This window comes from Bradyrhizobium sp. F1.13.3, assembly GCF_040548265.1.
Classification (GTDB): domain Bacteria; phylum Pseudomonadota; class Alphaproteobacteria; order Rhizobiales; family Xanthobacteraceae; genus Bradyrhizobium.
In genome coordinates, this window is the sequence record NZ_JBEPRI010000005.1 from 285,232 (window position 1) to 299,930 (window position 14,699).

Below are 14,699 nucleotides of genomic sequence, written 5' to 3' on the forward strand. Positions count from 1 at the left end.
GCAGGGATGTCTTCAGCGAACTTGACAGCATCCTCGTCGGCTCGGAAATGCATGAAGAAGGTGCGCGGCGAGTCATCAAACATTTGCCTGTGCAGCGCCATCACGTCCATGCACCGCTTCCGCAGCGCAATGACGACCAAGGTTCACCTCGACCCGGCTCAATCGCCGGTGATGCCCCCCTTACCCGCGCCCGGGCCGCTCGTCGCGCGTCTATGAAGAAGCTGCCCGGCGATCGTCGGGAACAGCAACACCGACAAGACTGCAGCTCCGACCAGCACAGAGCCCATCTGCTGACTCATGGTTTTTGCACGAACGGCGATCTCGGTGATGACAACGACCAACGAAAGCGAGGCGACCGAACTGTAAAGCGCGAAGGGTATCCGTTCTGCGGGCTTTAGATCCCTGCGATACAGAAATACCGGCGCACCTCGCACCAGCAGAAAAAGGGCGAGAGCGACCGGTACTAGCAACATCGTGACGACGCTACCGGTTATTGACGCGAGATCGAATTTTATACCCGTGCCGACGAAAAAAAACGGAATGAACCAGCCGAAGAAGATGGCATCAATTTTCATCCGCGGTGCTTTGCCGTCCGGCCCTTGTGTACCCAATCCTACGACTAATCCCGCAGCAAATGCTCCCAGGATACTCTCGAACCCGAAGCGCTCCGACAGAACGAAGAAAGCGGCAAACAATAGTAGGGTGATACGAACTGGAAGCTGGGAGCTCCCATGTAGCGAGCGAGCCAGGAGGGCGACAACACGGGGCGGACGTAGCCCCAAGCTGATTGCGGCCGCCAAAACTACGACCACAAGGAATGCCACCAGGAAACCAAACTCCTGGACAGTCGTATACTGCTGGCTAAGCAGCAACGACATTGCGACAATCGGTCCTAGTTCGCCCATCGTCCCTGCGGCAATGAAAAAACGCCCGAACGGTGTGTCGAGTTGATTTGCATCACGCAAAATGGGTAGCAGCGTACCCAGCGCGGTTGTGGCGAGAGCCAATGCCACGATCATAGGATCATGGAGCGAACTCGCGCGAAGGATGGCTGCCGCTGACACCGCAAGCAAGACTGACATTCCCCACCCGCCCACCGCAAGTAACAAGGGCCGTCCGCGAATTCTTTCGAACTCGAGCTCCATGCCCGCCATGAAGAGCGTGGCCGCCATTCCGAAGGCGAACATAGAGGCCAAGACGCCGTCGAATCGCACCCAGCCAAGAATTTGCGGGCCGATGATGACGCCTAACACGACTTCAAGCACTACCGCCGGAATGCGAAATCCGATCGGAAGCTCAGCGAGCAAAGGTCCGGCGACGGCCATGACCAGAACCAGAAGGACAGGCGAATGAGTGTCAGCCAACATCCCAAGTCCTATTGATTGTTCACCCTGCCAAGCCGCGACGAACACGCGTCGTTCTGCAATGATCGAATGGATGATTGCGTTTCATCATGGCACAACGGCAAAAAATAAATACGCCGCGAACATGACGAGATGCACGATTCCCTGAAGCACAGTTGTTCGCCCCGTGCCGAGAGTGATCACACCGAGAAGCAGTGTCAGGGCGAGAAGCCCCTGCTCCTTGGCATCCAATCCAAGCTCCAGACGGTAGCCGAGCGCAATCGAAACTGCCGCTACCGCGGGGATCGTCAGACCGATCGTGGCGAGCGCCGAGCCGAGCGCCAAGTTCAGGCTGGTCTGCAATCTGTTGTTTCGCGCCGCTTTGATTGCTGCTCCCGCTTCCGGCAGCAGAACCAGCAGAGCGATGATAATGCCGACGACTGATTCCGGCACCTGGAGATAACTGATTCCCCGCTCGATCGGAGGCGTCAGAGTCTTGCCGAGAGCGACCACGGCGGCAAGCGAAACCAGGAGAAGTCCTGCGCTTAGCGCAGTCGCTCTATTGTCGGGCAGCGCGACATGGTCGTCGTTGCTCGGCGGCTTGACTGGCAGAAAATAATGACGGTGGCGTACCGTCTGGATGAAGACAAATGCGAAGTACAGCACTAGCGATACGAGGCCGGCGAAGATGAGTTGCGGCGTGTTGTACAAGGGGCCGAGTTCCTGCGCCGCCAGATTCGGAAGAATCATCGTTAGGCCGGTGAGCGCGACGAGAACCGCCATCGCCGCACTCGCACCCTGAGCCTGAAATCCCTGTTCGTGGTGACGAATGCCGCCCCACAATAGACACGTGCCTACGATGCCATTGCACACGATCATGACGGCAGCGAAGACCGTGTCACGAGCTAACGCCGCTTTTTCGGCCGGCGCTGCGACCATAACCGAAACGATCAGGGCCGTTTCAATCACTGTTACAGCCAAGGCAAGAACAAGTGTTCCATACGGCTCACCAACACGGTGGGCAACCACCTCGGCGTGGTAAACGGCTGCAAAAACGGTACACAGCAACACGGGTCCGGCGAGTCCACCGACGATGACCCCGGTACCGATGATGGGGATCATCAGGAGCAGCAGCCACGCCACCACGGGCCAAGCCCAGCTCCACCGCGGCGTACCTGCTACAGTCATGACGCCCAGCCCGCATCAGAAAGTAACATCGGCCTGTGGGTTGAGCAAGGCATCTGCTGATGGTTGCTCTGGCTTTGGCAGCTAACACCCATCCGGTTCTCCGCGGCGCCCATGGGCTTTACTGGATCGTGATTGATATTTCCACGACCCACTATGCAGTTTCGGCTGAGACGTCCGATCGCGTCATACTCGTGCTAGTGCTCCCAATGCGCGCTCGGCTCGGCCAGACGCCACATGTTGCACTGGTGATCGGAACCAGCTCGATAAGCCTTGCGGCCGGCCACATTTCGCCCGACTTTCTGCTCTCGAGATAAACAGATGATGGAAAATGGCTTCACTCCTATGACGATCACACAGAGCAAGAAAATTTCCGCGTGTCCGAGCTGGCTCGAACTGAGCGAGGACCGCAGGAGCTTCGTCTATCTCGAGGATCGAGCCGAGATAATTCGAAAGATCTTTGAACTTTCGATTGGCGGGTTGGGCAGCTACGCAATAACCAACTTTCTGGAGAAACAGGGCATTCCCCCGTTCGGATCATCGCGCAATGGGACCACACCACGATAGATAGCATGCTTCGCAACCGCGCCGTCTTAGGGGAGTATCAGCCGAAGAGTTATGCCGGCGGCCGAAGCAAGGGAATTCCGAATGGTCCGCCCGTGCCGGACTACTATCCGGCCGCAATAGACGAAGATACCTTCCAAAAAGCTCAGGCCGCCCGGCAGCAAAATCTGATCACCAACCGCGGGCGAAAGGGCAACAATTTAGCAAATCTGTTCGACGGACTTACCACGTGCGCTTACTGCGGGAGCGAAGTCCGGTTTCTTAGTAGTCACCCTTACAAGAGCTTGGTCTGCGCGAAGGTGCTAGATGAAAACGGGTGCACGAGAACGGCATGGTCCTACCAAGATTTCGAAGAAAACGTTTTAGAGTTTTTGGGCCCACCCTGCGCTCCTGGACTCAGCCGAGCCCTCGCGGAAGGACGAGCTTCGAAATTTGGTTGGAGACATCGTCCGCTTGGGCGACGACGGCGACCTTTACGTCACTCGTTACTCCATCGCCCTAAGTCTCAGAAAAATCGTGACGCAGCTCACGCTTTCAAGCAGCGGGTCTAACCCGGGGAATCGTCTGGCGGATGCAGCTGTTCGACGCGACGTCAAAGGACGATTCTACGAGCTGCGTTTGTGGGACAGCGGCATCCACAGGGGCATCTCGATTACCTGAGTTGAGGCCAATGCGTTTAAGGCCTCTTCTGTCCCTTTGGTTGGGTCACAAGGGATCGCCAACGAGCGAGTGGAGAGCAGGCTCGGGCTGTCGCGATTCTCACCCGCTTTCACCAAACGTAAAACCCCCGGCAGTTTCCTGCCGAGGGCCGTTGGAGGTTAGTTCGTTAGACCGAACTTACCAGTTGCGCTGAGCGCGGAGGAGCAGAACGAGAGAGTCCTGATCCTTGAGCTCGTACACAGCGGCCGGCTTCGCGATCGCACCAGCACCACCGTAAGCAAAGGTACCAGCCATCTTCGAGTCCAAGTGGGTCCAGTTGAAGTCCGCCGAGAATGTCAGGTTCTTGACCGGGGTCCAGCGGGTGATGATACCCACCTGACCGATGGCGAAGTCCGGGTTACAAGAGGTAACGCCGGCCACAGCGAACGTGCCGCCAACGCCGCAGAGAGACGACTTGGCGAGCGAGCCGAACTGAGCCTGAGCGTAGGCACCGTAAAGCGCGGTGTTCCAGTATGGATCCCAGTTATGGGTGTACGCACCGCGGAAGCCCCAGGTCTTGACGGTCTCCTGCTGGCTGCCGCCGCCGGCAGACGTGAACACAGTATCCGGCGCAGAGGCGAAGCCTACGCTCTGGTAAGCGGTACCGGAGCTGCCGAACATCGAGTACGAGCTACCCGCCAGGTTCTGGAAGTTGTAGCGGGTCGCGCCGTCCGTGTAGACGCCCGAAATGTTGATCACGTCACCCGCACCAGTCGGGATGTTCTTGATCGACAGAGCGAGCTGAACCGCCCAACCCCACTTGTCGTCGGGGTGGCCAGTCGGCTCGGTCGCACCGTAGTAGGCAACGTGGTTGTCATGCGCAGCAACCGAGGCCTGGAACAGACCCCAGGCCTGGTCGACACGGACCATACCGACGAGGTTCGGCGAACGCGTACCGCCGATGGAGTTGATACCACTGGTGCCGCCGACGAGGCCAGCCACGCTGGCGCCGGCGAGGTTGAAGTTGCCGGCATCATAGTAGGCCGCCCTATCTTCCGCCGAGAACGACGCCGTGATGCCCTGACCGAAGTCAGCGGTGTAGGTGAACTGGTTGACACCAGTGACCGTGCCGCTGCCGCCGACGAGGCTGTCGATGTTGTTACCGGGATAGTTGGTCCAGGGCGCGTCGAACTGCGACACGGCCTTACCCATGGTGAACCCAGCGAACTGGATGAAGGCATAGTACACGCCGAGCGAACCGCCCGAGGTGCCGCCGTCGGACGGGTTGATCGACGAGCCAACGAGGGCCGGCGCTGCACCCGAGGTGTTGAGGGCCAGCGTGCTGCTGTAGGCGGTATTACCGAAGGCGGAACCGGTGCCCTGATAGCTGCCGGAGGTCCAGGAGAACGTCGCATCGAAGAACGTGCGAACGACGCCGTATTCGGTGGCAGTACGCGTGTCGATGTTGAGATCTTCACGAGCGCGCCAGGTGTAGTAGTTGCTCAGGCGATTGTGCGCACCACCGGGAGATCCGTTGGCAATGCCGAAGACGCTGTTGGTGCCCAGCGCGACTTCAGCGCGCAGATAACCACCCAGCTTGATGCAGGTGTCAGTGCCGGGGATGTAGTAGAAACCCGCACCGTACAGGGAGCAGATCTTCACGTATTCGACCGCTTTGGCCTTCACGGGGAGATCGGCTGCCTGCGCTCCGCCAACAGCGAGCAGACCCGCCGCTGAGCCGAGCAAAAGGCTCTTAACCAACTTCATGTTAAACCTCCAAGTTGCTCTTCAGGGAAGGTCACTGACCCGAACGGCCAATTCCCCAACCCCCTTTAAATCACCGCTTTGAGCCACTTCGCGCCTTTGGACACACCCGCGGAACGCGAGGGACTTAAGCGATCCGAATGTTCGGTGAGCGAGAGCTGTAAAAATCAGTAACTTACTGATTGCCAACGCTATTCGGATGCCTGTAACTACAAGGCACCGTACAAATGACGCAGCTGTTAATGCCGGAACTGAGCAAGACTTCGACTGGGGCCTACACCGCCCGCAAGGTCATTCCCAAGGACATCCGAGCGGTCTACGCGGCCAAGTATGGCAATGCTTGGGAAGAGAAATTCCGTTTGGACGGAGGAGCTTCAGCCCATGAAGCCCGCGCCCGATATGGAGAATGGCTGGCCGACATCGAGACTCGCATCGGAAGCCTGAGAGCTGCGAAGAAAAACGGGCCACAACCCCTTACCCGGCAGAACGCTTACGCCTTGGCCGGGCGCTGGTATGCTTGGTTCATCGCCAAAAATGAAAAAGACCTTCGCACCCCCGCTCATTGGAGAGCATTGGCGGATACCTTGGTCTGGGACGTGATACGCCCGCACGCACCGGATGAATACGAAGAGCATCCGCAGGCTGATCCGCGCTGGGATTGGCAAGCCGATCCGCAGGTCAGAGAGGAAGTCCGTCCTGCCATAGCGGCCGAAGCCCAGACTGCTGCCTTCCTCTTGGAACAGGGTCTCAGCTTAACCCCAGATGCCACCAACCTCTTCTTGGATGCCGTCAGCGACAACCTATTGCCCGCATTCCAACGGTTGGAAGCAGTTGCGCGTGGCGACTACTCGCCGGATGTCCATCGGCAGGTGTTCCCTCAATTCGAAGAGGTCAGCGGAAGTGCCCCTGTGAAAGCAATGGCGCTGTTCGAGGCCTGGACGAAAGCTGTGCAGCCGGCTGAAGGCACAGTCTACCGATGGACCACTGTGTTCAAGGAAGCTGACCGACATTTTCCCGATGTCAGGAACATCAGCTTCGACAAGGCCAAGACATGGATGAATGGGCTAATCAATGAAGAGCGGTCAGCCGCAACCGTTGCAGCCGCATGGCGCACAGCTCTAAAGACGGTCTTTGGTTGGGGTGTCGCAGAAAAGATGATCGACAGCAATCCGTTTCCAGAGGTGCGCATCAGCGTGCCTCGGAAGAACACCGAGCGCGAAACGAAAGCCTTTGATGACACCGAAATCAAGATTATCTTGGCCGCCGCGCTACGCTGCGACGACACCAAGTCATACCGAGAGCGCGCATTTCGGTGGGCGCCCTGGATTTGCGCGTATACGGGTGCCCGCGCTGGCGAGATTACTCAACTGCGAGCAACCGACATTCAGCAGCGCAATGGGACGCACTTCGCTAAGCTGACACCATCCGCCGGCAAGATAAAAACACGGAAGGCTCGGACGGTGCCTCTGCACGAGCACCTCATCGAACAAGGATTTCTCGATTTCGTTGAGCGTGCCCAGGGCCGGCCACTGTTTTACCCCACAAAGCAGCGTCCGGTCGCAAAGGTCGAAGATGGACCTCGGCAGAGCCCCGCTGAGCGCATGAGGTCGCAGGTCGGCACTTGGGTCCGCTCACTCGGCATAACCGATCCAGAGTTAAGCCCGAATCACGCATGGCGCCACACGTTCAAGGCCATGGCAGCTCGTGTAAGCATTGATGAACGTTACAGCGACGCGATCACCGGGCATTCGCCGGCGACAATAGGACGAGCATACACGAAACCGCTTCCTGAGGACCTCGCCGAAGCCCTCAAGAAGTTCCCGAGATACAGGCTGGATTGATGTCGCCCTACTCCGAAGTAGCGGCAACGCCGCAAAGCTGAGACCGAAACTATGACGGACAACTCCGACGATTGGACGCTGATCGAACGCCCCGCATGGGAGCCGAAGACTCCAAAGGAGGAACGCGAGGCACTCGACAAGGCACCCTTGGCAACCCTGCGGGCAACGCCGGATAGTCTCTCAGCTCTCCGACTTATGAGCGACTTGGCGAAGCGTTACCCGAGGCCTCAGGCAGCAAAGGGCAAGGCATACGCCCGAGACAAGACCTTGGCCGACTATGCCCACGCAGTGGGGGCGTTCATCGCTGATCTGCTGGCCGCAAGTGAAACGGATCAGAGTGAAGGCTGGTTGAGATGCTCGCTCAACAAAGAGGCGTACACCGGCCAATACGTCAAGTGGCGGATGTTCGACGCGGTGCGCCAAGCGTTCACCGAGGCAGGGCTGGTGGAGCACAAGCCGGGGTATCCGGGCTCATATCAGTTCGACAATCCGGGACCGATGGTCGGAAAGCTCACGAGGTACAGGGCAACACCGTTGCTCCTCGCCGCATGCGCAGCCCATGGCGTTACGCCTGCAAACGTGCGGCAATGTTTCCAATTCGCGGAGGTAATGCCTTCAGAGCTGGTGCAGCTCACCAAGCCATCGCGCAAGGCGCCGAACACCGAGAAAGTGCAGCAGCTCCGCGCACAGGTGGCTCAGTTCAATTCCTTCTTCGCCCAGCACACGCTCACGCACTCACAGGTCAAGGTGAAGCATCTTGGTTGGGTAAGGAAGTTTCAACAGGCGAGCAATCTTCAGACCTACAAGTGGGATAAGGGCGGTCGCCTGTATTCCTACCCGCCAAATGCCGGCTGCTATCAGCACCTAAGTGAGGATATGCGACTTGGTATGCGGATCGACGGCGAAAGTGTGGTGGAGATTGACATCTCGTCCTCGTACCTCACCATCTTCTATGCTTGGTGCGAACAGCAACTCGACACCGACGCGGATGCCTACGCTGGCATCCTTGGGCCTACGGACCTTGATCGGCACGTTGCAAAGTTCTGGATCAATGCGTCATTCGGCAACGGCAATCTGCTGACACGGTGGTCCAAGGAGTTCACTGAGGATTTCCGCGAGCGCCTGAAAAAGAAGGGAATCCCGCCAGAGGCATTCGACACCAAGTCGTACCCGATGTCCCTTATCAAGAAGCGCGCTCTACAGCGTCACCCTCTCCTTGAGCAATGGGGTGGAGAAATCCGAGGTCGGGTCAGGGGCTGGGCCGATCTGATGTTCGAGGAGAGCAAAATCATCATCGCCACCATGCAGGAGCTTATGGCCAAGGGCGTTCCCAGTATGCCGGTCCACGACAGCCTGATTGTCCAAGCCAGCAAGGAAGCCTTGGCTGCCGATACCCTGTCACACCAATTCCGCGCCCTTACCGGGGTGGTTCCAACGCTTGTTGTAAGCAGGCCTGGCTTCTGATGCAGCCAACACAGGTACGCCAGCTAACTATCTACTAGCTATAAGTCTCTGTTATTAGCTGTGGTGTATCTACCGTGTTACCCCCCGCACGACCCTACCATATCGTGGAACGAATGTTTGGGGTGGGGCGGGAGTTAAGGGAGGAGTAGGACCTAATCGGCCATATATGTGCACAGGCCGCTGTTCCTGGCTTTGGGGCCGAACAGGGTTGAACTACAATGCCCCTGTGGGACTCTAGGAGGCCCGGGGGCGCCTTGACGCCATGCACAGGTAGCACCCGGCGGCTCGTTATAGCCCCCGCTAGAGGACTCCGCTGAGTCGCCCAGGGCATCGGCGCCAGTTTGCTCTTGCGGTGCGCCTGCTCCTATTGAGCCCGGGCATGTTGGGCCCCGCGCGGTACTCCCAGCGAAGCACACCAGCCTTGTTCAGCTGAGCAGAGGCCAAAGGCTTTAGCCCGAGCTTTTTGAAGGCGGGGCCCCAGCAACGATAGGCCGAGGGGCCCCACCGGGAGCCGGAGTCCCCTTAGCTGCGATTAGCTGGGGGGCGGCGTCAGCGAGGCAGCCGATGATCTTCCGCTTGGGCTCAGGCCCTCCTTGCCTTCCAGAGCGCGATAGACCGACGCACGGCCTATCCCAAGCTCCTTCGCGATGGCTGATGGCCCTTTGCCTTCCGCGTGCATTGCCTGCACCTTTGCAACTTCCACCGAGGGCTTGCGGCCCTTGTAGACGCCACGGGCCTTCGCGTCCGCTATGCCTTCCAGTTGGCGCTCGCGCCGTAGGTTGGTCTCGAACTCAGCGAACACGCCGAGCATATCGAGGAAGCATTTCCCGGCTGCGGTGCTGGTGTCGATTGGCTGCTCGGTGGCACGCAGGGAAGCACCACGAGCCTTCACGGTGCGCACGATGTCCTGAAGATCACCGATGCTGCGCGCGAGCCGGTCAATGCGCGTCACCATCAGCACGTCCCCAGGCCGTAGGAAATCGAGTACGGTGCGAAGCTCCTCCCGCCCAGCGGTGCTGGTGCCGCTGCGCTTCTCAGAGCGGATCAGGTCGCAGCCTGCCGCGCGCAATGCGTTCTCTTGGAGGTCGAGGTGTTGATCGGTGGTGCTAACGCGGGCGTACCCGATGATGGTCATTCGCCAGTCCTGTCTCATTAGGGTTTAGACCATGAGACAGTGATGTATCGAAATTCAAATGTCAACCCTATTGAGACGGAATTTGTGTCTCGGATGAATGTCTCGGGAGGGTAGACCCCTCTGAGACAGGTGCGAGGCGTGTGCTCAGCCTGATGCCCCTCAGAGAGACCTCGTCACTGCCACCGAACGAAAAACCCTCGGCAGTTTCCCGCCGAGGGCCTTGGAGGCTCAGGTCGTTAGACCGAGCTTACCAGTTGCGTTGAGCGCGGAGCAGCATCGTGAAGCTGTCCTGATCCTTCAGCTCGTAGGCCGCGGCCGGCTTGGCGACGGCCAAGTTGGCTGCGGCGCCCACGATGCCAGCGTACTTCTGGTCGACGTGCGTCCAGTTGAACTCCCCCGAGAACGTCAGGTTCTTGACCGGGGTCCAGCGGGTGATGATACCCACCTGACCGATGTTGAAGTCCGGGTTACACGCGGTCAAGCCACCGACCGCCGTGAAGACACCGGTGGCGCCGCAGAGGAAGGTCTTGGCACCGCTACCGAACTGAGCTTGAGCGTACGCACCGTAGATCGCGGTGTTCCAATACGCATCCCAGTTATGGGTGTAAGCGCCACGGAAGCCCCAGGTCTTGATGGTCTCCTGCTGGCCGCCATTGATAAACACGGTGTCCGGAGCGGTCACAGCAGCGACGCTGCCGTAAGCACCAGTGCCTGAAGTGCCGTACATGAGGTACGTGCTACCCGCCAGGTTCTGGAAGTTGTAGCGGGTCGCGCCGTCCGTGTAGACGGCCTGGATGTTGATCACGTCACCCGCACCAGTCGGGATGTTCTTGATCGACAGGGCGAGTTGAGCAGCCCAGCCCCACTTGTCGCCGGGGTGGCCAGTCGGCTCGGTAGCGCCGTAATAAGCAACGTGGTTGTCATGCGCAGCAACCGACGCCTGGAACAGACCCCAGGCCTGGTCGACACGGACCATACCGACGAGGTTCGGCGAACGGGTGCCGCCGATGGCGTTGGCACCCACCGCACCAAGGGTAAGCCCGGCGATAGCACCCGGACCACCAGGCGCACCGACGCTGCTCAGATTGAGATTGCCGGCGTCATAGTAAGCGGCCCGATCTTCGGCCGAGAACGACGCAGTGATGCCCTGACCGAAGTCAGCGGTGTAGCTGAACTGGTTGACACCAGTGACCGTGCCGGAACCGCCGACGAGGCTGTCGATGTTGTTACCGGGATAGTTGGTCCAGGGCGCGTCGAACTGCGACACGGCCTTACCCATCGTGAACCCAGCGAACTGGATGAAGGCATAGTACACGCCGAGCGAACCGCCCGAGGTGCCGCCGTCAGTCGGGTTGATCGTCGTACCAACCAGCGCCCCAGCGCTATTGATGGCGACGGTGCTGCTGTAGGCGGTGCCACCAAACCCGGAACCGGTGCCCTGATAGCTACCGCTGGTCCAGGAGAAGGTCGCATCGAAGAACGTGCGGACGACGCCATATTCGGTGGCAGTACGCGTGTCGATGTTGAGGTCTTCACGAGCGCGCCAGGTGTAGTAGTTGCTCAGGCGGTTACGCGCACCACCGGGAGACCCGTTGGAAATGCCGTAGACGCTGTTGGTGCCCAGCGCGACTTCAGCGCGCAGGTAACCACCCAGCTTGATGCAGGTGTCAGTACCGGGGATGTAGTAGAACCCAGCACCATAGAGCGAACAGATCCGCACGTATTCGACCGCTTTGGCCTTTACGGGAAGATCAGCCGCTTGTGCTCCACCCACGGCGAGCAGAGCTGCCGCGGAACCGAGCAAAAGGCCCTTGAACTTCATGTTAAACCTCCAAGTTGAAGCCCCGTACAATCCCTCGTACAAAGGCCGTTGAGCTACCCGCGAAAACACGTTGAAAATCAACGCATCCTTATGACCATGGTCTACTTAAGCGAAAGACCTAAACGGGACGACCTCGGGATGCCCCCCTCCGTCGCACTCACGATATGAGGCAAAGACCTCCGATCAATCAATGACTGAGTGCCTCGGATGAGGTCGGAATGGCGCGTTTTTGGACGGATGTTGCACAAATATCACTTTTTGCTGAACGGACGCCGCTGCTTAGGTGATTGATTTTGCACCTAAAATCTGTCCGGATCTCGAAAAATCGCTTTGGAACCATTTCCTGCGGATCGGGTTCCCCACAGCCTTGGTGCTTCGCCGCGAGGGATCACGTGGCAGAATCACTCATCCCAAGGAGTCGTCCACGCATCGTAGCTGAGCGAACGAGAGCTTCGGCTCGATGCCGCGAGCAGATGCAGTGCACAGCTTATAGTTTGGCGCTCTTGAGGGATCGCGCGGACGAAGCGCCTTACAGCACTTTTCGTATCCAGCGCGGACTGCTCGCCCTTATTCGATCTAAGGTCAGCTGCCGGGTTTCCCTTGGAGTGGCTAGGTATCCAGAGGAACGGACAGACCAAACTCGGACCTGCCTAAGTCTACTGGCCAGGAACTTTGTTCAGAACTCGTTCCATCCCCTCCCCTCTCTAACTAACGACTGAGACGAGCAGACATCCTGCCGGAAGGCGCGCGTCGCCACCAGTTGCGCAGATATTACCACCCACGACTCTGCGGAGCAGGGTCGCCTCTTGGTTGCGTGTGATGAAATACTTGGCCAGCCCCTTCGCCAGCCTACATCGTGCGCCATAGGACGAAACGGCGAAGACAAGTCGTCGCTCAGAACTCGATCGTAGGCTCACGATGAATGTCGATCCCGCTTAGGCCCGTTGGATCGTTGAGCAAGTCGTGCGATGTCCGGATCAACGTCGTAAACAGACCTCCGCTCGAAAGGCCGAATACGCATGCTGCGGACCAACCCATTCGCTGCCACAGGGCGCCCGCAGGTGATTAGCTTAATCAAAAAAACGACGGGCGCCTCGCTATCGGGGCACCCGTAGAATTTTGTCAACGAAGCTCAATTTACTTGGCGATTGCTGCTTGGGCTGCGGCGATCTTCGCTTTCACAGCCTCAAGATTGAAACTCGCGCCCTTCTGCATCGGCGGAAACTCGATCGCGGTCATCGCCAGCTTTTCAACCTGTTGTTGGACAAATACGAAGCGCCAGAATTCGTATTTGAACCAATCGAAATATTGCTGCGCGCCCTCTTTGGTCCCATTGTTCGGCCAGCCCGTGCGCTCAAACGGATCGAGGCGGAGGTTGGTTATGTAGGGTACGTCCGGCTTGGTTTTGTCACCCAGCCAGCCCCCGGGCTGGTCGATGAAACGAAACTTGTAGTCATCGATGCGAACCGCGCCGAGTTCGCTTTCGCCGAAGTACCAGATTTCGTGCCTTTTCGACGGCCCCTGACCGGTGATCATATCCATCTGGTTGTATCCATCGAGATGGCATTTGAACGTGGTATCGCCGATCTGTTTTCCCTTCTTCAATTCTTCCGCAATGTTGGGATTGCCCGCGGCTGCAAGAAGTGTCGGGAACCAGTCGAGGCCGGAGATCATGCCATTTTCCACCCTGCCCGCCGGCACTTTGCCGGGCCACCGGATCATTGCTGGCGCGCGGAAGCCGCCTTCCATCACCGTGCCTTTGCTCTGCGCGAAAGGCGTCTGCCCGCCGTCAGGCCAGGTGAACACTTCGGTGCCGTTGTCGGTCGTGAAGATGACGATGGTGTTGTCGTCGACCCCCATGTCCTTGAGCTTCTTCATAACGATACCGACATCATCGTCGAGTTGCGCCATACCGGCTTCATGGATCGTCCAGCCGTTCTTGGAGTTGCGTAACGCTTGATATTTCGGCGACAGATGGGTGACGATGTGCATGCGGGTCGGGTTGAGCCACAGGAAAAACGGCTTGTTCTCAGCCCTGGCCTTATCGATGAACGCCAGCGAGAAGTCGCGAATTTCGTCGTCCACAGTTTCCATTCGCTTCGGATAGAGCGTTCCGGCGTCCTCGATCTTCTGCTTGCCTACCCTGCCCCAGCGTGGATCTACCGTCGCGTCGTCAACGCTGGTGGCATATGAATGAATCATGTTCCGCGGACCGACGGTGTTCAGCAGATCCTGCGGATAGGCGGGATGAGCTGGATCTTCCATCGCGTCGAGATGATAGAGGTAGCCGAAGAATTCGTCGAAGCCGTGAACGGTTGGCAAGAACTCGTTCTTATCACCGAGATGGTTTTTCCCGAATTGACCGGTCGCGTAGCCCATTCCTTTTAGCGCCTGAGCGATCGTTACCGCCTGAGCCGGCAGACCAGTGGGAGCGCCGGCTTGGCCAACCGTAGTCATACCGGTGCGTATCGGCAGCTCGCCAGTGATAAAGTTGGCGCGGCCGGCCGTACAACTCGCCTCGGCGTAATAGTCGGTGAACAGCATGCCTTCGGTGGCGATCTTGTCCAGATTTGGTGTCCGGCCGGCCATCATGCCGCGGTGATAAGCGCCAAGATTCCAGATGCCGATGTCGTCGCCCATGATGACGACGATGTTGGGCTTCTGTCCGGCAGACACAGCTGCGGGCGCTGTCGTTGCCTGCTGCGCCTGGGCAGGGTTCGTCAACCCGACGGCTGCGAGTGCGGAGGCCGCGACCAGAGAGCTGCCGCTCAACAGCAATTCGCGGCGTTTCAATCCTGCGCTGCTCGGCCCGCTAGAGAGCTCTGACTTCTCGGACGCCTTTTTGTCGCTCATGACAGTCCTTTTTCCTGTTCGCGGTGGCTAACGGGCTTTAACTCAACCCAACGAATATCACGCAGGGCACATCAGATCTTGTGATCCGA

At 58.7% G+C, this 14,699-nt stretch carries 10 protein-coding genes and 1 pseudogene; 4 read left to right on the forward strand and 7 right to left on the reverse strand.

Going from position 1 to position 14,699, the window contains the following annotated elements; all coding sequences use genetic code 11:
- Positions 1–5 precede the first annotated feature (5 nt).
- The 3 genes and pseudogenes from ABIB66_RS16610 to ABIB66_RS16620 form a co-directional block, all read right to left on the reverse strand.
- A pseudogene (locus ABIB66_RS16610) lies at positions 6–140 on the reverse strand (DUF1259 domain-containing protein); the annotation flags it as partial.
- An 18-nt stretch (positions 141–158) separates the two neighbouring features.
- Positions 159–1,367: a cation:proton antiporter gene (locus tag ABIB66_RS16615; RefSeq protein WP_354255020.1), complete on the reverse strand. Its 1,209-nt coding sequence runs from the start codon at positions 1,365–1,367 to the stop codon at positions 159–161.
- 84 nt (positions 1,368–1,451) lie between these two features.
- A complete protein-coding gene (locus tag ABIB66_RS16620; protein WP_354255021.1) occupies positions 1,452–2,531 on the reverse strand; it encodes a calcium:cation antiporter in 1,080 nt (359 codons plus the stop codon).
- Between the two features lie 536 nt (positions 2,532–3,067).
- Between ABIB66_RS16620 and ABIB66_RS16625 the strand changes: the two genes are divergently transcribed.
- Together ABIB66_RS16625 and ABIB66_RS16630 are read left to right on the forward strand one after the other, a co-directional pair.
- Positions 3,068–3,643 carry a recombinase family protein gene (locus ABIB66_RS16625; RefSeq protein WP_354255079.1) on the forward strand — a complete coding sequence of 192 codons (576 nt, stop codon included), beginning with the start codon at positions 3,068–3,070 and terminating at the stop codon, positions 3,641–3,643.
- On the forward strand, positions 3,546–3,752 hold the full coding sequence (locus ABIB66_RS16630) for a hypothetical protein (protein ID WP_354255022.1): 207 nt from the start codon (positions 3,546–3,548) through the stop codon (positions 3,750–3,752). The genes ABIB66_RS16625 and ABIB66_RS16630 overlap by 98 nt, the downstream gene beginning before the upstream one ends.
- A 177-nt stretch (positions 3,753–3,929) precedes the next feature.
- On the opposite strand, the gene ABIB66_RS16635 is transcribed toward ABIB66_RS16630, so the two are convergent.
- Complete coding sequence (locus ABIB66_RS16635; protein ID WP_354255023.1) at positions 3,930–5,498, reverse strand: porin; 1,569 nt, start codon at positions 5,496–5,498, stop codon at positions 3,930–3,932.
- A gap of 224 nt (positions 5,499–5,722) precedes the next feature.
- On the opposite strand from ABIB66_RS16635, the gene ABIB66_RS16640 reads away from it, so the two are divergent.
- Both ABIB66_RS16640 and ABIB66_RS16645 read left to right on the forward strand, forming a co-directional pair.
- The gene (locus tag ABIB66_RS16640; protein WP_354255024.1) at positions 5,723–7,336 is read left to right on the forward strand and encodes a tyrosine-type recombinase/integrase; all 1,614 of its coding nucleotides are present in this window, start codon (positions 5,723–5,725) and stop codon (positions 7,334–7,336) included.
- Between the two features lie 51 nt (positions 7,337–7,387).
- Positions 7,388–8,800: a hypothetical protein gene (locus ABIB66_RS16645; protein ID WP_354255025.1), complete on the forward strand. Its 1,413-nt coding sequence runs from the start codon at positions 7,388–7,390 to the stop codon at positions 8,798–8,800.
- Between the two features lie 532 nt (positions 8,801–9,332).
- Here ABIB66_RS16645 and ABIB66_RS16650 read toward each other — a convergent pair.
- The 3 genes from ABIB66_RS16650 to ABIB66_RS16660 all read right to left on the reverse strand — a co-directional run bounded on the left by ABIB66_RS16650 (position 9,333) and on the right by ABIB66_RS16660 (position 14,610).
- Positions 9,333–9,935 (reverse strand): recombinase family protein, encoded by a 603-nt coding sequence (locus tag ABIB66_RS16650; protein ID WP_354255026.1) that lies wholly within the window; start codon positions 9,933–9,935, stop codon positions 9,333–9,335.
- Positions 9,936–10,182: 247 nt separating this feature from the next.
- Positions 10,183–11,757, reverse strand: coding sequence for a porin (locus ABIB66_RS16655; RefSeq protein WP_354255027.1), 1,575 nt, complete (start codon positions 11,755–11,757; stop codon positions 10,183–10,185).
- A 1,137-nt stretch (positions 11,758–12,894) separates the two neighbouring features.
- Positions 12,895–14,610 carry an arylsulfatase gene (locus tag ABIB66_RS16660; protein WP_354255028.1) on the reverse strand — a complete coding sequence of 572 codons (1,716 nt, stop codon included), beginning with the start codon at positions 14,608–14,610 and terminating at the stop codon, positions 12,895–12,897.
- Positions 14,611–14,699: the final 89 nt, after the last annotated feature.

What these genes read in the sequence shown, in the direction of transcription:
- ABIB66_RS16640 (WP_354255024.1), top strand. Translation starts at nt 5,723, where the DNA reads ATGACGCAGCTGTTAATGCCGGAACTGAGCAAGACTTCGACTGGGGCC.
- ABIB66_RS16650 (WP_354255026.1), bottom strand. Translation starts at nt 9,935, where the DNA reads ATGACCATCATCGGGTACGCCCGCGTTAGCACCACCGATCAACACCTC.
- ABIB66_RS16645 (WP_354255025.1), top strand. Translation starts at nt 7,388, where the DNA reads ATGACGGACAACTCCGACGATTGGACGCTGATCGAACGCCCCGCATGG.
- ABIB66_RS16655 (WP_354255027.1), bottom strand. Translation starts at nt 11,757, where the DNA reads ATGAAGTTCAAGGGCCTTTTGCTCGGTTCCGCGGCAGCTCTGCTCGCC.
- ABIB66_RS16660 (WP_354255028.1), bottom strand. Translation starts at nt 14,610, where the DNA reads ATGAGCGACAAAAAGGCGTCCGAGAAGTCAGAGCTCTCTAGCGGGCCG.
- ABIB66_RS16615 (WP_354255020.1), bottom strand. Translation starts at nt 1,367, where the DNA reads ATGTTGGCTGACACTCATTCGCCTGTCCTTCTGGTTCTGGTCATGGCC.
- ABIB66_RS16620 (WP_354255021.1), bottom strand. Translation starts at nt 2,531, where the DNA reads ATGACTGTAGCAGGTACGCCGCGGTGGAGCTGGGCTTGGCCCGTGGTG.
- ABIB66_RS16635 (WP_354255023.1), bottom strand. Translation starts at nt 5,498, where the DNA reads ATGAAGTTGGTTAAGAGCCTTTTGCTCGGCTCAGCGGCGGGTCTGCTC.